Annotated in this window: 21 protein-coding genes; 5 read left to right on the top strand and 16 right to left on the bottom strand. The window is 48.0% G+C overall.

Features of this window, described 5'->3' with window-relative positions; all coding sequences use genetic code 11:
• Positions 1-9 precede the first annotated feature (9 nt).
• On the bottom strand, positions 10-1,452 hold the full coding sequence (locus ACW9JV_RS13620; RefSeq protein ID WP_457335351.1) for an MDR family MFS transporter: 1,443 nt from the start codon (positions 1,450-1,452) through the stop codon (positions 10-12).
• Between the two features lie 169 nt (positions 1,453-1,621).
• On the opposite strand from ACW9JV_RS13620, the gene ACW9JV_RS13625 reads away from it, so the two are divergent.
• From ACW9JV_RS13625 to ACW9JV_RS13635, 3 genes are all read left to right on the top strand, one after another.
• Entirely contained in the window at positions 1,622-1,834 is a 213-nt protein-coding gene (locus ACW9JV_RS13625) for a DUF1659 domain-containing protein (protein ID WP_457335353.1), read from the top strand.
• Between the two features lie 38 nt (positions 1,835-1,872).
• Positions 1,873-2,091: a DUF2922 domain-containing protein gene (locus tag ACW9JV_RS13630; protein WP_457335355.1), complete on the top strand. Its 219-nt coding sequence runs from the start codon at positions 1,873-1,875 to the stop codon at positions 2,089-2,091.
• 205 nt (positions 2,092-2,296) lie between these two features.
• Positions 2,297-2,485, top strand: coding sequence for a YvrJ family protein (locus ACW9JV_RS13635; RefSeq protein ID WP_457335357.1), 189 nt, complete (start codon positions 2,297-2,299; stop codon positions 2,483-2,485).
• 251 nt (positions 2,486-2,736) lie between these two features.
• Here ACW9JV_RS13635 and ACW9JV_RS13640 read toward each other — a convergent pair whose 3' ends face one another.
• The 12 genes from ACW9JV_RS13640 to ACW9JV_RS13695 all read right to left on the bottom strand — a co-directional run bounded on the left by ACW9JV_RS13640 (position 2,737) and on the right by ACW9JV_RS13695 (position 14,092).
• Positions 2,737-3,423, bottom strand: coding sequence for a hypothetical protein (locus tag ACW9JV_RS13640; protein WP_457335359.1), 687 nt, complete (start codon positions 3,421-3,423; stop codon positions 2,737-2,739).
• Positions 3,420-4,163, bottom strand: coding sequence for a hypothetical protein (locus ACW9JV_RS13645; RefSeq protein WP_457335360.1), 744 nt, complete (start codon positions 4,161-4,163; stop codon positions 3,420-3,422). Before ACW9JV_RS13645 ends, ACW9JV_RS13640 begins: the two co-directional genes overlap by 4 nt.
• Complete coding sequence (locus ACW9JV_RS13650) at positions 4,141-5,043, bottom strand: ATP-binding cassette domain-containing protein (RefSeq protein WP_457335362.1); 903 nt, start codon at positions 5,041-5,043, stop codon at positions 4,141-4,143. The genes ACW9JV_RS13645 and ACW9JV_RS13650 overlap by 23 nt, the downstream gene beginning before the upstream one ends.
• Complete coding sequence (locus ACW9JV_RS13655) at positions 5,040-5,423, bottom strand: GntR family transcriptional regulator (RefSeq protein ID WP_457335364.1); 384 nt, start codon at positions 5,421-5,423, stop codon at positions 5,040-5,042. The genes ACW9JV_RS13650 and ACW9JV_RS13655 overlap by 4 nt, the downstream gene beginning before the upstream one ends.
• Positions 5,424-5,675: 252 nt before the next feature.
• Entirely contained in the window at positions 5,676-5,915 is a 240-nt protein-coding gene (locus ACW9JV_RS13660; protein WP_457335366.1) for a hypothetical protein, read from the bottom strand.
• 156 nt (positions 5,916-6,071) lie between these two features.
• Entirely contained in the window at positions 6,072-7,088 is a 1,017-nt protein-coding gene (locus tag ACW9JV_RS13665; RefSeq protein WP_457335367.1) for an alpha-amylase family protein, read from the bottom strand.
• A 91-nt stretch (positions 7,089-7,179) separates the two neighbouring features.
• A complete protein-coding gene (locus ACW9JV_RS13670; RefSeq protein WP_457335369.1) occupies positions 7,180-9,060 on the bottom strand; it encodes a family 20 glycosylhydrolase in 1,881 nt (626 codons plus the stop codon).
• The gene (locus ACW9JV_RS13675; RefSeq protein WP_457335371.1) at positions 9,057-10,073 is read right to left on the bottom strand and encodes a Gfo/Idh/MocA family protein; all 1,017 of its coding nucleotides are present in this window, start codon (positions 10,071-10,073) and stop codon (positions 9,057-9,059) included. The genes ACW9JV_RS13670 and ACW9JV_RS13675 overlap by 4 nt, the downstream gene beginning before the upstream one ends.
• 32 nt (positions 10,074-10,105) lie before the next feature.
• Entirely contained in the window at positions 10,106-10,870 is a 765-nt protein-coding gene (locus ACW9JV_RS13680; RefSeq protein WP_457335373.1) for a hypothetical protein, read from the bottom strand.
• Between the two features lie 21 nt (positions 10,871-10,891).
• Positions 10,892-11,722: a carbohydrate ABC transporter permease gene (locus ACW9JV_RS13685; RefSeq protein WP_457335375.1), complete on the bottom strand. Its 831-nt coding sequence runs from the start codon at positions 11,720-11,722 to the stop codon at positions 10,892-10,894.
• A 30-nt stretch (positions 11,723-11,752) separates the two neighbouring features.
• Positions 11,753-12,670, bottom strand: a complete 918-nt coding sequence (locus tag ACW9JV_RS13690) for a carbohydrate ABC transporter permease (RefSeq protein ID WP_457335377.1) — start codon at positions 12,668-12,670, stop codon at positions 11,753-11,755.
• A gap of 72 nt (positions 12,671-12,742) precedes the next feature.
• Positions 12,743-14,092: an ABC transporter substrate-binding protein gene (locus tag ACW9JV_RS13695; protein ID WP_457336060.1), complete on the bottom strand. Its 1,350-nt coding sequence runs from the start codon at positions 14,090-14,092 to the stop codon at positions 12,743-12,745.
• Between the two features lie 151 nt (positions 14,093-14,243).
• On the opposite strand from ACW9JV_RS13695, the gene ACW9JV_RS13700 reads away from it, so the two are divergent.
• Both ACW9JV_RS13700 and ACW9JV_RS13705 read left to right on the top strand, forming a co-directional pair.
• Positions 14,244-16,097 carry a sensor histidine kinase gene (locus ACW9JV_RS13700; protein ID WP_457335379.1) on the top strand — a complete coding sequence of 618 codons (1,854 nt, stop codon included), beginning with the start codon at positions 14,244-14,246 and terminating at the stop codon, positions 16,095-16,097.
• The gene (locus tag ACW9JV_RS13705) at positions 16,072-17,121 is read left to right on the top strand and encodes a response regulator transcription factor (protein WP_457335381.1); all 1,050 of its coding nucleotides are present in this window, start codon (positions 16,072-16,074) and stop codon (positions 17,119-17,121) included. The genes ACW9JV_RS13700 and ACW9JV_RS13705 overlap by 26 nt, the downstream gene beginning before the upstream one ends.
• A gap of 314 nt (positions 17,122-17,435) precedes the next feature.
• Here ACW9JV_RS13705 and ACW9JV_RS13710 read toward each other — a convergent pair whose 3' ends face one another.
• The 3 genes from ACW9JV_RS13710 to ACW9JV_RS13720 all read right to left on the bottom strand — a co-directional run bounded on the left by ACW9JV_RS13710 (position 17,436) and on the right by ACW9JV_RS13720 (position 21,631).
• Positions 17,436-19,469 (bottom strand): alginate lyase family protein, encoded by a 2,034-nt coding sequence (locus ACW9JV_RS13710; RefSeq protein ID WP_457335383.1) that lies wholly within the window; start codon positions 19,467-19,469, stop codon positions 17,436-17,438.
• 74 nt (positions 19,470-19,543) lie between these two features.
• On the bottom strand, positions 19,544-20,614 hold the full coding sequence (locus tag ACW9JV_RS13715) for a dihydrodipicolinate synthase family protein (protein ID WP_457335385.1): 1,071 nt from the start codon (positions 20,612-20,614) through the stop codon (positions 19,544-19,546).
• Positions 20,615-21,631 carry an NAD-dependent epimerase/dehydratase family protein gene (locus tag ACW9JV_RS13720; RefSeq protein ID WP_457335387.1) on the bottom strand — a complete coding sequence of 339 codons (1,017 nt, stop codon included), beginning with the start codon at positions 21,629-21,631 and terminating at the stop codon, positions 20,615-20,617.
• Between the last annotated feature and the right edge of the window lie 225 nt (positions 21,632-21,856).

Here is a 21,856-nt window from a genome sequence, read left to right on the forward strand (position 1 = left end):
GAAATCTTTTTATGAAGAGGTGCTGCTTCGTTGTGCCATTTCCGCATCCCACTCTTCATCGGTCGGCGGATAGGTGCGCTGCATCTTGAACGACAGCAGCAGCGCGCCTGCTGTCAGGACGAACAGGACGCAGAACGCCACTTTGGCGCCGAAAATATCGGTGTGTTCCACGATAGACCAGTTTTCCGCTGACTGGGCCGAGGTTGTCATGACGGTGACAAGCACCGCGGTTCCAATGGACGCCGCGAGCTGGCGCGTCGTATTCGTCACCGCCGCCCCGTGCGGAATCAGTTTCGGCGGAATCTGGTTGAGCCCGGCAGTATTGACCGGCATCATGACCATCGAAAAGCCGAGCATCCGCACCGCGTACAGCACGATTAAATAAGCCATCGTCGTCGAGGTTCCGATAAACAGAAAGCCGAACGTCGAGACCGCCATGAGAATAAAGCCCGGAATGGCGAGCGCTTTCGCCCCGATCCGGTCAAAAATGCGTCCTGTAATCGGCGACATGAGTCCGGCGATCAAGGCACCCGGGAACAGCACCAGCCCCGATTCCATCGCGCTGAATCCGCGCATGTTCTGCATATAAAGCGGAATCAGCGTTTCCAGACCGATCAGGCCGACAAATCCGACCATACAAATAATCGTCGAATACGTGAAAATACGCTGCCGGAACACCCGGAACTCCAGCATCGGATGCGCCTGCTTGAGTTGGCGGAGGATAAACAGGATAATCAATATGGTTCCGGCAATCAGTACGCCGACGGTCAACGGACTGCCCCAGCCGTTGTTGCCCGCACTCGTAAAACCGTACAAGAGACCGCCAAAACCGAGCGTGGAAAGGCTGATCGAGATCGGATCGACTTTTGGATGTTTGAGTTCCGTTACGTTTCTCATCGCAAAATAGGCGACGGCAATCATGATCAACGCCAGCGGGAAAATGCCCCAGAACAGAAGGCGCCAGTCATAATGGGACGTGACCCATCCGGACAGGGTCGGCCCGATCGCCGGTGCAAATGAAATAACGAGCCCGATGTATCCCATCGCAGCTCCCCGCTTTTCCACCGGAAAAATTAACAGGAAAATCGTCTGCATGAGCGGCAGCATAACACCCGCTCCGGCCGACTGAATCACGCGCCCGCTGATCAGAAACGGAAAATTCGTCGCCAGTCCGCCGAGCAGCGTGCCTGCGGCGAACACACTCATCGCTGTCATAAACAGCTGACGCGTCGTAAATTTCTCAATAAGAAAGGCTGAAACCGGTATCATAATACCGTTGATCAACATAAACACCGTCGTCAGCCACTGGCCGGTGTTCGCGCTGATATTCATTTCTTCCATGATGGGCGGAATCGCCGTTATCATCAGCGTCTGGTTCAGAATCGCCACGAACGATCCCGCAATTAACAGTCCTGCGATCAATACCCGGCTGTAATTCTCTCCCTCACTCATTGGTTGTATAGCTCCTCTTTTCTTTCATGATTTACGTGAATTGTAAATTATACGCTTGTTGAAAGAATCTGGCAAACTGGATGCCTGCCTGTTTCCGGCTGTTTTTTTCTGTCTCCCCCCTCTTTTTCCCTTTTTTCCTTATGTATAACGTGAAAGGAGGGGAGAGCCGATGGCTGAAATGATCAATTCCCGTCTTACGCTTGAATTCATTGCCGGCATGGATGAATTCGGCGAGACCATCTTCAAACAGAAAAACTTCAACAATGTCAAAACAGAAGCGGGAGATGCGTCTCTGTTGACCGTGGCCAATGCAGTAGGCGTGCTGCAGGAACATCCGGTAATTGCGGTCACTCGTACAAATGAGTACGACATCACCGAATAACCTGAACCGATATCAGGATTAGAAAGGAGGAAACACTCATGAGCAAACGCCTCGAAATGCGTTTTTCCAACGAGGAAGGCCGGAATGTCACGGTATCGCTGGATGCCCCGGTGGAACCGGCGGATCCGCAGGCGGTCGAAACCGCGATGGACGCGGTACTGAATGAAGACATCTTTTTCTCTTCCGGCGGCAGCATCACCGCCAAACGGGACGCCCGCATCGTGGAACGTACCGTGGACACGGTTTACGAAGGATAAGAAGCAATAAGGCATCCACTGCAGGCGGACGCTTTCCACGGGCAGCGCTTCAGCTTCATCAGACGGTCCCCCGTCTGATAGAATCTTCAGCTGCTGCTCTTCCCGCTGGAGTCGCCGCCCTCCGTTTCTGCCCATTTTAATTTCGTCAAAGGAGCTGTCAAATGGAGACAGCTCCTTTTTCACAAAAACAAAAGGAGGTGCCGTGATGGATGTGGGGCTGAACGCTGTCGGGGAGTACGGTATCAGCACGGTGATCGCGTTTTATCTCCTGCACCGGATGGAGAAAAAACTCGACACTTTGATTTATGTCGTACAGGTCCGTGAGCAGCCAGAAACTGCAGCCGTCCGCCCCGCTTCTATGGAGTCTCATGAACAAACAAAACCGCTTCAATGACAGGCGCTCCCGGTTGTCCGGCCGGGAGTGTTTTGCTTTGTTCTTCAGCTATGCTGATGTTGTGGACACTTTCCGCAGCAAAGTGTCCACGATTTATGGTTCACGGACAGGCTGCCTGAGAAAATGTCCGGTATTTTTACATTGCAGACATTTTCCGCCCGGCTCCCATGAAAATGTCTCTAATCCTCATTTACCGGCCATTTCACACACCAACGTGTTCATTATCTGCCGGGGAAGCAGCACCCCTGTTTTTATTCTTCTGTCCCTGCCTGCTGTACGAATCCTTCTCCCTCGACATCCAGCTGCTCCGGCACGTTCACGATCAGCACACCGTAGCCGAGATTCAGATTGTACGGATCGCCTTGATCAACGGAGGAGTCAAACGGCAGCATTGGGAATTCTTTCTTGTAGCCGGCGTAATTCCTCTCCTCCGTTACTTTCGGATCCGTATAGACCGAAAGAATGTTAACGTTCTGTTCGATCGTCGGCTGATATTCTGTCACCGCCTGCTCTCCATTGATGACCGACGGTGATTGGTAATAAGCCGCGGACGGTTGTTCGTAGGATCCCTTCACATAGTAGACGGGAAGCTCGCTTGTATCTGCTTTAAGAAGCAGCACCTCGTCTACCGGCTCCAGCGTCCATTCGTTGCGGAGGTAATCGTCTTCGATAGCATCCAGGCTGCCGCTTGCCGCCTGCTGCCGCAGCTTTTCCGCTTCCTCCTGAACGTGGGACGGCGACAGGGTCTGTTCCGACGACGCCGATCCGGTGAGAAAAAGGCTGTAATGAGCCGTTGAAAGAAGAAGCACCAGCACATATCCTCCGAACACCCAGAAGATTTTCCGTCCCGTGACCCATTTTTCAGAAACAAACCGCCGTTTGCTGAAAAACGACAAGACGGCAATCAGCAGCAAAACCATTACGATTACATTAATCATCCGTTTTTCACATCCAATCGATCCGCAAGCAGCAGCGCCGCTCCGAAGAGAAGCACCAGCATGCCGATAACTTTTCCTGCAAACAGAGGAAACGACGATTCAAGGTAAAAGAAGGCCCGAAGCTGTACCCCGATGTTCTCTGCCCCCTGAAGCACCGGAATCCCGATTACTAATGCCGGAAGAATCAGTTTAAACGAACGGTGCCACTGGATAATAATCCCCGCAAGATATCCCGCCGCCATAAATAGCAGCACGTAACCGACTGCCGCCGCTGCTCCCATGAGAAACAACCCCGGAGCCGGCGCAGCGCTTACGATGACGCCGTCGTGCAGGTAATAGGTAAGTACCCGTACGAGAAAGGAAGAAAATGCCGCTGTCACTCCTCCCAGGGTCCCCGCCGCACATAAAAACAGAATCGTGGAAGCATGACTCGTGAACCGGTTCGTCACAAACAGGAAATCATCTTCCCGGTACGCTCTGGTTGTTACGTTAAGCGCGCTGAACAGTGCCCACATCATCGTGAACGCGATCACGATATCGGAGGAATACGTGTCCATACTCACCCGGAATCCTTCCTGAAAACGTGAGCTCGTCACCGCGCTGAAAACCGTGGAAGCAAGCAGTACGGCAAACACCTGCAGCAGCAAAAGCGAACTGAGCATTTCCGCATACGCCCGCCACTTGAAAAGAAAAAGCCGTCTGATGGCCGTCGTTTTTTTAATCGCGTGCGAGGACATCATCAATGCTCCTTTCTGTTTTAGACGTCAGATAAACAGCCGCATGCACCGGCGGAACAGCAGAAAACGTAATACCGACCCGTTCCATCTGCCGGCGTTCGTCTTCGGAAAAATCGTTTTCCACCACAGCATAGTCCTCTTTTGCTCCCGCAGCTGCCGAATGCAGCACCCGGTGCCGTTTTGTCCATTCCGTCAGAAGCATGCTGTCTCCGGTCAGTCCGATCACTTTTTCACGAAGCGCCTCCATGGACAGATGCAGATGTTTCTGTCCCTCATCAAGCAGCAGCACATCTTCGAGAAGGTCTTCGACTTCCTCCATATGATGGCTTGAAATCAGGAATGTCCGCGGATAAGCTAGGTATTCTTTCAGAAGCGCCCGGTACATATCCTGACGCACCGCCGCGTCCATTCCCGTCATCGGTTCATCGAGCAGCGTGAGCGGACAGCGCGCCGCGAGCCCGAAAATCATGTTAAACGTGCTTTTCTTTCCTTTCGACAGCTGCCTGTGTATCTGTCTCTTATGCAGGCCGAAGTAATCAAATAACCGTTCCGGCAGCGTCTCATCCCAGTTTTCATAGAACCGCTTCCCTTCTTCGAGCAGTTCCCCGAGCCGAAGCGCCGTCGGCCAGTTCATCGTATCTTCGATGAAGATCGTCTCCGCCGACACCTGCAGGTTGTTGAACGGTTGTTCCGGGCCTACGTGCAAGCTTCCGCCATCCGGACGGACAAAACCGGCTATCATTTTCAACAGTGTCGTTTTGCCGGCGCCGTTTCTCCCGATCACTCCGGTCATCGTCTGATCCGGTATCGAAAAGGATATATCATCGACCGCCGCTTCCCCGCGGTATGTTTTCGTCAGATGTTCTGCATGGACCGCGCTCATGTTCCGTTCCCCCTATCGTTCATTTCCTCCCTGATCATCTGCATCAGTTCCTCCTCCGACAGCTCCAGCCGCTCTGCTTCCCGTACGAGATCCGATATCATTTTTTTCAGCGTATGGGACCGGCGCTTATGAATAACTCTCTCTCTGGCATCTTCCGCGACAAATTTCCCCATCCCGCGCCTGTCGTACAGGATGCCTTCCTCCGCCAGCTTCGTCAGGCCCTTCGCCGCCGTCGCCGGATTAATCGTGAAGCGCTCCGCCAGTGTGTACTGCGAATAGACGTGTTCATGCGGCGCCAGATGCTCTTTCAGAATTTCTGTCTCGATCCACTCCGCAATCTGTATATAGATCGGCCTGGAATCATCCGATGGAAAAATCACAGCCTCCCCTACTTTCTAAGTCAGTGCATTAGTCATGTAATGTAGTATATAGTATATGGAAAGAAACGTCAATCACCATTGACGCTTCGTTTTGCGGACAAGAACGCCGGCGCCCTGTCCATTATCCTGATTTTGTAGACAACATTTTCTGAAATACCTGGCGGATGTCTCGTAAATTTTTCTTTTGGACACTTCCCCCGGCGTTCCCCGGGAAAGTGGTCAATAAAATGATGTAGTGGACATTTTCTCTTTCTATATGGAAACAAACAGGAAGAGAACCGCGAAAGTTACGCACAGCACGGATGATACTGCCACCTTCGTTCGTGCCCGGCGGGGTTTTTCGTTCTTTCTGATGTCATGAATACCTTCAAACACTTGGTCAGCGGTTACAAGACACATCAAAACAAGCTCCGTCCCGTCCGTGTCACCAAACAGCACCCAGCACACCGTGATCACCATAATAATCACGATAAAAACGCGGTAGATCTTCATGTTATGCCTCCTGCACCATGTTGTAAGATGGAAACATTTTCATTCTATCAAAATTTCACATTACAATTAACGGAAAAAAGGACAGGGCATCGACCCTGTCCACCTGCATCCATGATAGGAGAGGGTGAAGCCAGATTGGCCACCCTCTTCCGGATTCTAAGGCTTCATCGACCGGTAACTCTGGTACTTGTGGATGGCCTGCCCCCCGTATCCCGGATGGTCTGCATAGGCTGCATCTACGATTTCCAGGTTGTCGTTCATATAAGCTTCTCCTTCTTCAAAATAGGACACCTTTTCATAATAGGGTTCCACGATGCCTTCTAAATTTTGTGTTTCGACTGCGATAACAGCAGTTTTTCCGTTTTCGTCCGCGTACTCCAGTTCATGTTCCGAGTGGTACATCATGGAATCCTTTCCCTCCGCTGAATCACGGTAGGCCATAATTGCAACCGTATCTACGGTGTCCATCGCATGATCCGATAATGGTTTGGTTACATTATTGTAATCGCTTACATATTCGTCCCCGTCAAACCAAAACGGCATCGCGATCATAAAATCCATATTGTGAGCTGCTGCAATACGATCAAGTTTATTCAGTCCGTTTAAATAATCCTGGATGAGCTGGCTGCGCTCTTCTGTTTCCCATTCGTCCAGTAAATAAGGTTCAATGTCCATTTGTATTCCGTCAAACTGCTCTTCTTCCTTTGAAAATTTATTATACTTCGCCACCTGGATCATACGTTTAATAGGTGTTTTATGGTTTTTTTCCTTGGCCCATTCCGAATTCCCATCCAACGCAATGACTTCGATATCATTTTCGTGAGCCAGTTTAATAAACTTTTGGTATTGTTTTGGATGCAATTGCAGATAAGGGATTCCTTCCTGTTTCCCAACACCGAATTTGGGATGCATATGGCGGTAAGGGAACGGTGGGACCTGAGGGACATCCTCCCGTACTCCAATATTGAGATAAATCACATTTATACCTTTTTCCTTTGAAAATTCAACCAGATCCTGACGCGCTTTTTCCGTGTTGATATCCTCATTCGGAAACCATGCCCACATTCCCTTGTCTTTGCCGGACGTCGTTTCCGCCAAACCCGTTGCCGGAACACTGCCAACGATCAGCGTTACAATCAACAGGATCCATACCTTCCTTCTGAATTTCTCCATACTTTCCACCTCTTTCATTTTAAAATGAATACTTAATATTATGAAAATTACAAATATTTTATATAACACCCCCTTTCAGGGCAGAGAATAATTAAAAGACATTGGGGGTGACAATCTGCTTATACATGTTATTTCTCACATACCCGCTTTGCTGCGTGGCGGAATACGGAAGCCGGTCTTCTTCCAGTTCCTCCAGAGATGCCTCGTTTCCATCCAAGTAGTCGGCCAATCTACGCTGCGTCGTATCAATTCTCGCGATTAAGCCGCCATATCGAATATCAAGCACTTCCCATCCAAACGGTTTATGGATCTTCATCCATTGCTCATAGTGCTGCTTCCTCAACGTTTCAATGCGTCGTTTCAATTCCGGCAGGATATCCTGTTCCATTATGCGTAACCGGTCTTTCTCGTTTTTTTCATAATCATGCTTCATCTTTACACCAAGTTCAGCTTTCAAGCTGAGGACCGAGCATATCCGGGAGGGTACATCAAACAGAAAAGCCCATTGTCCTGCCTTCTTTTTCATATGTTCCAAGTCGCCTTCGAGCTCCTGGTAAAAACGCGGAAGCCCCATTTCCCCCGCTTCTTTATCAAATAGCCCCATCAAGGGGTCCTGCCACAACAGAAACTTCGAAGGGTTATCCGGTTCGAGTTGTATTTCTTCCGCCGTTCCAGGAGGTTGATCCAACTCTCCTAACGTCATAAATGCCTCCATATCGGCTCCTGTGCAGAAACGAAACCGGTCTTTCACCTTCTTTTTTTCCACTTCCCTGACGTACCCGTGTTCTGCCATCAACTGTATTCCCGCGAGACTCGTAAATGGATCGGTTTCCTGACCGTCATCCCCCCAGATCGTGGCGAATACATCGGCCACCCCTTCCTTCTTGCAGGCCGCCATTGCAGCATCCGTGGTTTGAAACGCTTTCTTATAATTCACAGCTATTCCATTCCACGTCCACAATCCTCCTGCAAACAGCGGCGGCCGTCCAAAGGCTTTATGCTTTTGCAGAAAGCTTCTATACACTTCTTCTGTTTCGTGATAGTAGTCCCAATATACAAATTGGACATCTTTTGGCATATTCTCTATAACGTCCTGTGGAACGTTCGCATTTTCATCATAATAATGACCTTTAACGGAAGCCATTCTGAAATACATGTCACTCCAGATCATCGGCTGCAGCCCTTTTTCCCTCGTTATCTTCAATACTTCATGCAAATGTTCATTCATGATTTGAAAGCTTGGTCTCGGTCCGTTCTTTTTATAATACTCCCCCCGCCCCAAAAAATGGGCCTCATCCATGCCCAGATGGATGCGGGATGTGCGGAATAGAGAGCTGACAGACTCTATCAGCTGTTCGATAAACGTATACGTTTCGCCGGAGCCGGCCAGCAGAATATCCGGGGTATCCCTCAAACCTGCCGCAGCATCCCAGCGCAGGAACGTCGCTAAGTGGGCCAGGGTCTGTATCGCCGGGACCATTTCCACCCCGAACCGGCAGGCATATTCATCCAGCTGCTTCAATTCTTCGCGGCTGTATCTCCCGCGCATATAACCGAAATACAGCTGGTCTTTTACTTCATACGTATCTTCCATGTAAAGCATCAGCCTGTTCAGGCCCATCATGGACATTATACGGATCAGTTTCCTGACCTGCTCCGGTTTCATCACCGCATTCCGGGAACAGTCGAGCATGATTCCATTCGATTCAAACTGAGGATGTTCTTCAATCTGAAACGTGCTGCGCCTCCCGGCATGTTCTAAAAACAGTCCCAGTGCCCGGAAAAAGTGAATGGTTTGGCTGTAACGAATTTCACCTTTTCCTTCTTTCAAAGACACGCGCAGACTACTTGTATCTTCCCGTTTCACCGTGATAGGAATGCCTTCCTTTGAAAGAGAAAAGTCCAAAGCTTTCTCCCATTCCTCTATTCCTGACTGAAGACCTTGAATATCTCCTTTAAACCAACAATTCACGACTGATCCGCTCTCCTTTCTGATGGTAAGGAAACCATTCCTCCCTGCTCGTGGGATTTGTAGCCGGCCTCCAGGACCTCGATAATCGACTTAGCATACGGCCCGGACCTTTTTACTGTCCCCTCTCCTTTCACTGCACGGAGGAAATCCGTTAACTGCCTGACAAAGGGCGGGGTTTCCTTGGTAGATGCAACCTTTTCATACACTCCGCTTTTGCTCACCCAAACCCCTTTACCGATTTCCACTTTCATCATTCCCTTCGTAAAAATCAGCTCTGTCACCTGTTTTGGAACGACCTCATATCCAGACAAAGAAATGGAAGCCGCAATCCCTCTTTCCGTGTGAAGGAATAAAAGTCCGCTTCCCTCCACATCCGCTGCCACTCCTGCCTCATCGCCTTTATACGTCATCGCTGCCATCACCCGGGACACATTAGTATCCAGCAACCACTGGATCTTATCAATACAATGAGCCCCAAGATTCATCACAATGCCTCCGCCAGCTTTTGAACATTCGAAAAACCAGCGCGGACGCTCCCTGGTGAAATAAGGGAGATGCCGTGTTTCATTGATCATCACCAGCGAACCAAGCTCTCCTTGTTCCACGATTTGTTTTGCCGTTCTATTCTCATGAAAATATTGCTGAATATGCCCTACCATCAATTGAACGTGGTTTTCCCTGGCGGATTGTATGATTTTTTGACATTCGGCCACAGTCAATGCCATCGGTTTTTCCAGTAAAATATGACACCCCTGCTCCGCCGAAAACACGGCCGCTTCTTTGTGCAAATAATGAGGCAGGGTGATAATCACCATATCAGGCGTCTCCGTTTTAATCATGTCTTGATAATCGGTATAGCTCTTCGTGTTATACCTTTCTGCAAGCATTTCCGCTTTTTGTTCATTAATATCAGCAGCGGCCAGGGCATGCAGTCCTTCCACCGCTTCGACGGCCTGTAAATGTTCTTCCGCAATGATCCCTGCTCCAATAACGCCGACCGTAACGTAGTCCATGTGTATCATCCCCCCTCCCCGCTTTCAGCCCTTCATGCATAATGATGAAATAAAAAAGCAAGATCCTCGAGCGCGTGTTGATACAGTTTCTCCGGGGTTTCCTCCTCCGTTGCGGTTCCTTCTGTGAATTCCAGCGATAAGGTTCCCCCAAAGCCCGCTTCTTTCATGATGCGGATCCGTTCTTTCACAAAGTCAGGCCGCTTTTTCAGCTGAAAAAACGTACCGGCGTCGAACAAACTGACATGAGCATGGGTCACAGCAGAACCTAAATGCTGCAGCCATAATCCGGGGTCTGCCTCCACGTGGAAAGGATGAATAATGGCTCCCAGTCGTTCCAATGCCAGCTCTTTAAAAACGTTTTCCGCCTCTGCCGGATCCTCCAGTATGGTGCCAGGATGGCACTCACACAATAGTTCACAGTCCTGCGGCAATAAGCTTTTAAAGTGTAATACATTTCGAATGTACTCTTCTTTCCGCGCGACATCCTTGCCGAAATTGAATTTCACTCTTTTTGCACGAAGTCTATTGATCATCGCAGCAGCGGCTTCCCGCTCTTTCTCGTATTCGTCTTCCAAGCTAATATAGGAATTATAGATTTCAATCGGCAGGGGGGATTCGATGATGTGCCGGATTTCCGTTTCCGATGCCTGCAGGGCATGGTTTTCCCATAATTCCACTCCATGAAAGCCGTCTCTCTTAAAATCCCCGATCCATTCACTCACAAGAATGGAAGAAGGCCTGCCGGGCTCCCAGCGGTTTTTTTCCAGCAAGACCGTGTTTATGAAAATTCCCGCCATCCGCTCTCCCTCCTTTTCTTATTATTTCAATCCAGAAGAGCTGGCTCCTTTTATGAAGAATTTTTCGGTTAATAAAAAGACGATCAGAATAGGGATGAGCGACATTATCGCTGCGGCTACAAGGTATTGTTCTTTTCCAAACCATGCTCCGGACATCTGCAATACTCCAATAGGAAGGGTGTATTTTTCTGCGGAAGATAAATAAATAACTGGAGCCATAATTTCATTCCATTTTGTCATGAACGTGAAAATAGTGAGAGTGGCTAATTGCGGCTTACACATAGGGAGAAAAACTCTCCAGTATGTCTGAAAGGGGGTGCATCCATCCAACGTCGCTGCTTCCTCGTACGCCTTAGGTATGCCAAGAAATGCCTGCCGCATGAGAAAAACGCCAAACGGCTGGGCCAGCCATTCCAATATCCATAAGGGAACCAGTGTATCCAGAAATCCGAGATGGCGAAAGATAATAAACTGCGGAATGATCATGACAACCGGAGGAATCATTAATGTGCCAAGTACCATGAAAAATAACGAATTCTTAAAAGGGAACTCCAGACGCGCAAAAGCATAGGCCACCATGGAACAGGACAGGATCGCCCCAAGCACGGACATCACGGTGACAATCAGACTGTTCCAGCCGTACAGCGCAAAATCCGTCATCTGCCAGACATCCGAATAGTTTTCCCAGCGGATCGGATCAGGGATCCATTCCACCGGCACAGCAGTGTACTGGGCGTATGTCTTTAACGAATTCAACGTTGCTGTAATGAAAGGGGTAAACATAATCAGGGAACTTAGAATAATGACAATGTAACCGATTTTTTTTCTGTTTTTATGATAATTCTTCTTCATGAAAAGCACCCCCCTGTGTGACACAGCCATCTATTTCTCATAATGCACCCATTTCTTTTGCAATTTGACCTGAATCATCGTAATGACAAATAAGATGAGAAACAGGACCCAGGCAATCGCGGAAGCATACCCCATTTTCAGAAATGAAAACCCCTGCTGGAATAAATACAGCATTAATACCATACTTGCATTGTCCGGTCCTCCCGCGCTTGTCATATCACCGCCGTTCCCTGTCATTACATAAATCTGTTCAAACGCCTGGAAGGTTGTGATGGTACTGAGGACCAGGACAAGAAACGTGGTTCCCGAAATCAATGGAACGGTGACATGCCTGAACTTCTTCAACACGCCGGCTCCTTCTATTTCAGCCGACTCATAAAGGTCTTCCGGTACATTCTGAAGACCTGCCAAATAAATAACCATCATATAGCCGACGCCTTTCCACACCGCAACGGCAACCAAAACCGGGATGACCTGCTGCTCATCATTCAACCACTGCTGCGGCTGCAGCCCTATCTTTACCAGCAGATCATTTGCCAGGCCGAAACGCGGGTTGAAAATAGCATCCGCTACATACAGCACCACGGTCCAGGAAGAAATGACGGGAATAAAGTGCGCAATCCGAAATAACTTCAACCCTTTTAAACTTTGATTTAAGGCCACCGCCAAAATTAACGCCAATATCGTCTGGGTCGGGACGAATAAAACGGTAAAATAGAGGGTATTTTTTAAAGACTGCCAAAAAACAGGGTCCTGAATTAATTTGTTATAGTTTTCTAATCCCACCCACTCTGGAGGATTCAACATATCATAGGTGGAAAAACTGAAATACAAAGAAGCAAGCAGCGTAAACAGGATAAAAATGATAAATTGAAGAAGGTAAGGGGAAACCATCAGGAGTCCCCATTTCCCTTCATGATTTAATATAGGCCCTTTTCTTTTCTTCATCTTTCTCTGCGTCTTTACCGTCTCTGTATTCACAAGTATCACACTTTCTATCTTGATCTTATGAATCTAGGATCATTCTTCATAAAATTCGTCGAGGACCTGCTGCACATCTTTATCCGCACTCTCTAACGCTTCCTCTTCCTCCACTTCATCAAGGAACGTCTTATTCAAATTGTCCGTCATTTGATCCACCCATTCCGACCAGACAGCGTTTACATCCAATGTATCGGCAAATTCGAAACTGTCGAGAAAGGCCTGTTTGTTCTCCGGCATATCTCCGGAATTCAAAAACATATCGGAGTTCGCCACCGATTTTTTCACCGGTACCGCTTCTCCCAATTCCGCCCACTGTTTTTGCACATCATCTTCTGACACCCAATATTGAATCCATTCCCAGGCAGCTTCCGCTTTTGCATCCGTTGTATCATCATTAATAATCCAGGAGTTGGCGATGACCGGAGAAAACCGCTCTCCATCCGGCCCTTTCGGCAGAACCGTTACGTCATAATTAACTCCCGTTTCATTGGCAGCAAGCGTTCTCGCGTAAATTCCGATCCGCATGGCGGCCGTCTCACTTGGAAACGGTGACATCGGACTTTGGAAAGCCTGTAAATCGGATGGATCGGTAAAGATGCCGCGTTCCATGCCATCCGTGATATATTCAAGCGCTTTCAGATTTTCCGGCGTATCTATATCAGCAGTCTGCAGATCTTCATCAAGCACCCCGCCGCCATAAGACTTCAACACCGGCATCCAGCCTTCGGTAATATTGAAAAACGTCAGCCCGTATTGATTGATGTTATCGGCACTAAACTCTGCATTTTCCGCTGTGTTTCCATTCATGTCAATCGTCAGCTGCTCCCCGGCTTCTTTCAGATCCTCCCAGGTCCAGCTGTCATCCGGATATTCTACCCCTGCTTTGTCAAACATATCTTTGTTATAAAAGAGTGCTCCAATTTGAATGCCTTGCGGAACAGCCCAATACTTTCCTTCAGGGCCCTTATTAAATTCCAGCCCGTAATATTGGTCTGCCTGCAAATCGTTTTGGATCCACTCTGTTAAATCTTTAGCTGCGCCGCGCTCAGCGTACTTTTGTACAAACACACCGTCCGACAGCCAGACATCCGGCGCGTTGCCTCCCGCGATCTGGGTATCCAGCTTCTGAAAAAACTGCTGATAGGGTGAATTTTGTGTTTCAATGGTGATGTCAGGATGCTCTTCTTCGAATTGGGAAATAATATCATCCATTTTTTCATCGGCACTGCCTGAAGAATAATACCCAAGTGTAATGGTTTCTGAAGCCCCTTCAGAGTCGGAGTCCGCGCCGGCTTCTTCCTGATTTTCAGACGTATCGGAACATCCCGCCAATACAAGGACAATCATTCCAGTCATCAGGATGAACAACCTGGAAACATGTTTCATCGTCAATGATTTCTCCCCCTTTTTTGTAAATCTATATCATTTATCATAAAACCAAATATGGAAAGAAAAAATGAATATTTATTTGAAAATTTGTGTTTTTTTAAATAGAATGAAATTAATTATCTGCGTTTTTTGGGAGGGGGGCGGCCCAATGTCTTTCAGCATAGGATCCATTAACTTTAAACTGATTTTTGTCATCCTTGTTTTTGTTTGTATTCCGCTGTTGATATTTGGGCAGATCTGGTATGAAAAAACGACAGCCACTATCGAGAACAACGCGGTCCAGTACAGTCAGGATCTTTTAAAACAAACCAATGAATACCTGGATTTTTATATGAACGATTTGGAACAGGCAAGTGTCCCCCTTCTTTCCAAACCCCAGGTCCAATCGTATCTGGATCTGGAGGAGGAAACGTCCAGCCCGTATGATAGGTTTATCACTTCCCAGCGGATCCGGGAAGACGCGTTTGCGGGGATTCTCGATGGACGTTCTGAAATCTTCGGCATCTCCATGATCAATAAGCAGGGCATGCAGGTTCATAATTACATTAAAGCAGACGGGTATCTCAACATGGGGGAGATCAGGGATAGAAACAGGAAACTCTGGAGTGATGTGAAAACGCTCGAAGCTTATCAAGTGCTGGATATCGACGTCATCCAGGAAACGCCTGTGCTCACTATCGTCCGGAAAGTCTTTAATGAAAACACGTATGACACCTCAGGGTTATTGATCATCAACCTCCGTCTCGATAAAATTTCCGGCATTGTAAACGAAGTAACCTCCAGCCATTTTAACGATGTTTGGATTGTAGATGATCAGGATAAAATCATTTACCATCCCAACAAAAAGAAGCTGGGAAATACATTTTCCTATGAACATAAATCTGCCTATCACGAGAACAGCTTTTTCATCAATCGCAATGAAAGCTTAAAAACGCTGCGGGTCTACGACCATTCGACCCAGACCGGTTGGACGATGGTCGCAAGCGTCCCTTTAGGAAACATTATAGATTCCCTGATTACCCTGCGGAGTTCCACGATGTGGATCGGCTTATTGTTAATCGGGGTAGCTCTGTTGTTTGTCGGCGGTTTTTCCTTTTTTCTTACGCATTCGTTGACCAATCTCCAAAAACTGATGAAAAAAGTAGAGTCGGGAAACTTTGCGATCGAAAGGAAAAAACCCCTGCCATTTTACCGGGATGACGAAGTTTCCGGTCTTTACGACAGTTTTTATCAAATGACAGAGAAATTAAAACACCTCATCCAGGAAGTGAAGCATTCCAAAGTCGTGGAAAAAGAGCTGGAGCTTAAAAACAGGGAATCGGAGTTTCAGGCGATGCAGTCACAGATCAACCCGCATTTTCTTTACAACACCCTCGAAATCATCAACTCCTACGCCATCATAGAAAACCAGCCCATGATCAGCAAAATGACGACATCGCTGGCGGATATGTTCCGGTACAACGTGAGCAATTCAAAAAAAATCGTGACCTTATCCGAAGAACTGCAGCAGATTCGATCGTACCTGGAGATACAGGAAGAAAGATTTGATGACCTGACCGTGAGCATCCAATGTGAGGAAAAAACCGCTGGACACAACGTTCTAATGCCAAGGCTCACCTTACAGCCGGTTATTGAAAATGCCTTTGTCCATGGGTATGAAGAACATGAGTTAAATCCTGAATTCATTGGTATTTTCGGAGAAAAAGAATCTCATTTTTATAAGCTTTCGATTGTCGACCGGGGGAAGGGGATGCCTCCGGAAACAAAGAAGGAATTCAATGACGCATTTTATTATAACCACGACCTGTCCGACGGAAATAAAACGACAAAAAGAATCGGGCTGATCAACGTCCACAAACGTTTGCATGGCAATTTCGGCCCTCCATACCGTTTAACGATCAAACAGTCGGACGAAGAGGGAACCATCGTGGAAATCCTCTTGCCCTATGCGGACCATGTCGAAAAGGAGGAATCATATGTATACAGCCATAACGGTAGATGATGAGAAGATGATAAAAACCAGTATTTCCGTTCTCCTGCATTCAAATGATACTGGGTTTAAGATCGTCGGAGAAGCAAAAGACGGCCTTGAAGCTCTGCAGTTAAATGAACAGCTCACCCCGGACCTTATTATTACAGATATCCGCATGCCCAAATTAAACGGGTTAAAGTTTATCGAAAAAGTCAAAGAAACCAATGCCTGCTCTAAATTTTTAATCATTTCCGGATATGACGAATTTGAATACGCCCAGACCGCAATCCGCTACGGCGTCGTCGATTTTCTATTGAAGCCGCTGAAGCCCGATCAATTTCTTTCCTCTTTGGCAAAAGTCCACCAACAGCTCGAAGCCGATCAGTCCGCTTCGAAAGAACGATCCGAATGGCTTCCGATTCTCCGTTCCTCTGCCGAAGACCTTGTGCAAAAACTATGGCTGCTGGAAGAAGAACAGGCATCCCGCCTGGTACATGACCTGCACAGCCAATTAACAGTAAAAGAGGACGATCCGAACGTACTCCAAAACATTTATTTGGATCTTATCGTTTATTTGAAAGGGGAACTGGATAGAAAGAAAGAGGGACTCGCAGAAATCGAGGCATTCGATGGCGGGATTCCGGATGACACGACAAAAATGAAAGAAACGTTGGACGGCATCTGCAGGGCGGTGATGGACCATATCAAAAACACGAGAAATATCGGCCGCCGTCCCAAAATTTTGTCCGCCCTGGAATATATCGAAACCAATTATTCCGAAGAAACCCTTTCGCTTCAGGAAGTAGCGGAAACCGTTGATATGTCCACCGCCTATTTCAGCATAGAATTTAAAGCGGAAATGGGGATCAGCTTTATCCAGTACCTTACAAAACGGAGGATCGATCAGGCGAAAAAGCTGCTGCAGGACCCTTCCTGCAAAACGTATGAAATCGCCCACTCGATCGGCTACAAGGACTATCCCCATTTCACCAAGACGTTCAAAAAACATGTCGGCCTCACCCCCTCCCAATACCGCAAACGCGTTGGATCGTAACAGGCAGAGCTGCCGGGGGCAGTATCTGTCAGAAGGGAAGACCGGGCGGATATTTATTTCTTTATCTAAGAGAATGGAGCTGTATCAAAAGTCTACTATCAGCCAATAAATGTTTCGCTAACGTGCTGGGCATGCGCTACAGGCGGACGCTTTCCGCGGGCAGCGCCTCAGCTTCTTCATACGGTCTATCGGCCGTATGAAGGGATCTTCGGCTGCTGCTCTTCCCGCAGGAGTCGCCGCCTTCCGCTCCTGCCCGTGATTGTATTCTTTTTATCACAGACAGGGGGCTGTACCTATTGATACAGCCCCATTCCCTAGACTTTCACGACCCATGTCTGTTCCTGTTCCCCCTGTCTTTTCAGGAGCATCACGTCTCCTGTCATCTGCGTACCGGCGCATTGACAGCTGAACGGCCCCTGGTGGGAAAACATAATGACTTCTGCCTCCTTTTCTCCTCTTTTTACTTCGATCGCTGTGGCTTCATGTTCTGTCTGTTTTCGATTCCGGGAGTCGAACGTTTCGATCCTGTGGATAGAAAAGTCAGGGAATTCATTTTGTTTATAAGGCAGCAAAGCCGTCACAAATTTGGTGAACCCTTTTCCTTTTTGCTTCATGATGAGTTTTCTGGATGGTGCCTTTTGATTATAATGTTTTGAGATCCAGCATGCCTGCTCTTCGACTGTCACGTGCTCTTCCAATGGAATGATATTCAAAGCTGTCCCATTACCGGCCCGTGCGTTTATGGCAGAAGATGCTGCTTCCAACGCGATGTGTTCGTCAAAATGAAAATGTTGTTGGAATTCATGCTCCGCCTGGGAGTGAAAGGTATCGACGATAATCCAGTAGTGAGGTTTTACGAATAAAATCTGCCGGAGTACATCCACGGGATCTTCCAACCGCCGGTAGCCAGTGTGCCCGGCCTGCACATAATCAAATGCCTGGCTGCTGTTCCAATACACGTTCGTTGGCTGTGCTGCATCTCCCCAGCTCCAGGAATTTTCATAGACCGAAATACTAAAATCATCCACACTGGTCGTGTTATGCTGAAATGATTCTTTGAAATAACGTCTGTCCGGCGTTTCCATATACGTGTACCGGCCCGTATCTATCAGAAAATCCGTGCCAAACACCGTCAAATCGAAATGAAGAAAATCATCATGGCCGTGGGCGCGGATAATATCCATGTGCCCCCCGTCAAACAGCAGATAATGAGCATCATCGGACCAGTCCGTTCTCATCACGGAATAGCCGGCCTGACTCAGATGAGTGGAACAGAAAGCTGGTTCCATTTTTGTCAGCTCTTGATAGTTTTTCATGCCGTCTTCTCCGAAATACCAGATCCCTTCATAATCAAGCACGGAATAGCCCCGGCTCTTCAAATCGCCTCTTTGATACAGAACAGCCCCTTGCGTCAGAACATCCCGTATGTCTGTATGATCACTGTCGCTGATCATCGGCTGGCGGCCGTCCGGCTTCACCCAGAACAAGGATGCCGTAAACATGGTATTCAACGTATCTCTCACTTTTTTTGGAAGGGGGTGTTGATGAATGTCCGCCAGCAGTACCGGTTCAAACAGGCAATGGAGTACTTCGTGGTGATACATGGGACTTTGTTCATTATGCATGCCATCCTCAAACACCTGCAGTTCACACATGGTCTCGAGCCGCTCTTCAGCCAATCGCAGCCACTGGGACGATCCCTCTATTTCAGGAAACAGCAAAGCAATTTGAAATAAGCCATTGGTTTCGAGAAACCCCCAGTTGCTCTGCCTGTCATGGGGCGTATAAGCAATGCTCAAATAAAGGCCGTGACGTTCCAGAGCGCGGACGAACGTCTCCTGTTCCGCCTCCCCCCACTGTTCTGATTCCTGAATACAAAAGAAGCCCTTTATCCAATTGGTGATGCGGATGCCGCTGTCGAGCTTTCTCCACGTGTCTTTCACATTATATTGTCTTGATCTGCTTTGATGGATTTCTTCTTCCGTAACCGGATTTTGCCGGAGCCAATCGTTCATGAGCCGGATAAAAGAAGCTGCAAACCGTTCCTCCCCGGTCAGCCAGTAAGCCTGCCCCAGTTCCGCCATAAACCTGGCACGATTCAGGTTCACCGTCCACTCAAAATCCCCGTGGAAACGAAATGTCCAATCGATACCGTTTTTAAACGTGTACGGCTCTTCGCATCGTTCCATATCCCAGCGGTGCGTGAATACAAAGGTATTTTCACAGGCAAGGGCTGCTCGTTCGATTACTTCTTCCACTACGTGCGGCCAGTATCGTTTACAGTTTTCCCGAATGAAATCCCTATCGCCGCGGGAGTAGAAAAAACGCATTTTTTCCCTGTCTTTCATAAGCCTCCCCCCTCTTTTCGAATTCTTATCATTTCCCCGTTTTCCTGAATTTCGTTTTTTTTCTAGCTTTTCATCTACCCCAGCCATTTGGCCAGATTTTCCTGGACAAAATCATCATCATGCAGGTGGGGGTAATCATGATAGATGCGGTCGATTTCTTCGCTTTGTCCGGGAGACAGGGTGTGTTCCGGATTCAGGCACCAGGTTCCTTCCAGCAGCCCCTGCCTTCGCAAGACCTCGTGAATTCCTGGAATGCATCCCTTGAACTGGTTGGCCGCATCAAAAAATGCAGCATTGGCTTCTGTCACTTCGATATTCCGCTGGATCAACCCGGCTGGGATGGCCTCTTCCTTTTCTTTGACCGCTCTCTTTATTTCATGAAAATATTCCACCGCTTTTTTTGTCCAGCAGGACCAGTGCCCAAGCAGCCCGCCTGCCATCCGTTTCGTCACGAGTTCGCCATCCACATGAAACTGCCATGTTGTAAATAAATCGGCAACTATATTATCATCATTCCCGGTATACAAAGCGATATCGTCCCGCCGGGGAGAATGACAGACAGCCCTGACGACATCGATCGTTTTATACCGATTAAACGGGGCAATTTTGATGGCCATGACATTAGGAATACCGGCAAATTTTTCCCAAAAAGAATAGCTGAAGTACCGCCCTCCTGCAGCCGGCTGCAAATAAAACCCAAATACCGGCATAATGGCAGCCACCTGCTCTGTCCGCTTTAACAGATCCCTTTCGGAATAATCCACTAAGCCTCCCATGCTCAATAGTCCAATATCATAGCCTAACTCAACGGCCAGGCGGGCTTCCTGCTCTGCCTGTTCGGTGGGACCGCATATGCCTGCCACTTTTAGTATCGGAGAAGATACTTCGGCTTTATCGACTTCTTCCGCCGCCATCCGGAGCACTGGTTCAAAGAGGTTGACACCGGGATCCCGAATTTCAAATTGGGTCGAGTGGACACCGACCGCAACGCCCCCCGCTCCTGCCGCTATATAATACCTCGTTAAGGCACGCTGCCTTGCTTCGTCCAGCTGATACGAAGCATTCAGCGCCAACGGATGAGCGGGGATGACGATCCCTTCATGCAAAGCCTTCTTTTTTTCTTGTCCTAATTCCTGTGCAGCCACTTAAAACGCCCCATCTCTTACTTGAAAATGAGTAGGCTGGTTCCATGTTTCGGCGTCGGCGTCAAGCCATTCCGCTGTCCAGTCAATCATATCCCGCAGCGTGACGCTCGGATAGCCGAATAATTGATGCATTTTCGACGCATTTCGGATAAAGGAACTGTCCTGTTCCTCCCCTTCAAAAATCGGAGCGGTATCGAACTTTTCCGCAAACTGGTTCGCCGCCCAGCGGACAGAAAGAACTTCCGGTCCATTTACATTTAACGGCACAGCCGGAGAATCTGCCATCAACAGCGAACGAATCGCGATGTTATTGGCATCCCCCTGCCAAATACAGTTCGTAAATCCCATGTTTAGATTGATTGGCTTTTGCTCTTTTACGGCTTTTGCTATTTCCATCAGGACCCCGTAGCGCATATCTATCGCATACGTCAGCCGGAAAAGAACCATCGGGATTTGATATTTATGGGAAAAATGTTCAAAAACACGTTCTCTTCCGAGGCAGGACTGCGCGTATTCCCCGACAGGGTCCACGGGATCATCTTCTGTGACGCCCATCTGTTTGACAGGGATAAATGGATAAATATTTCCTGTCGAAAAAACAACCATCCGTGAATTTTTAAATTTCTCCGACACCCTTCCCGGCAGGTAGGAGTTCATCACCCACGTAAAATGTTCGTTTCCGGTCGTGCCAAATTTTTTCCCGGCCATAAAAATGACATTTTTTACTTCCGGCAGGCGCTGAAGCTGGTCATCATCCAACAAATCGGCGGCGAGGGTATGGACACCATGGGCTTCTAATTCTTCCTGTAATGTTCCCGACGAAAACCGGGAGACGCCATACACTCTTTTGTCCAGCCCGGCTGCATCGATGGCTTTTTTCGCTGTTTTGGCCAGACTCGGCCCCATTTTCCCCCCTACTCCTAAAATGATGAGATCCCCGTCCAGCTGACGAACCGCATCAATTAAATCATTAGAAGGCTGTGTTAATTTGTACTCAAGCTCCGCGGCAGTTTTCATGTCATTCTCCTTTCTTCCAAAGAGGCTTTTCGCAACAGTTGTCCCAATATTTCGAATTTTATTCTTGAACCATGAATGCAAGCCTCTCCCTGGTAATTTTTTCGATACGTTCATACTACAATACCCTTTTTAAAAAAGACAACGTCTATAATATGTCTTTAAAATACCGTCAAAAGATATGCCTGCGCCGCGAAATGTGTTTATAATAATATATAGTTTGCCGCG

Source organism: Salibacterium sp. K-3, assembly GCF_054052005.1.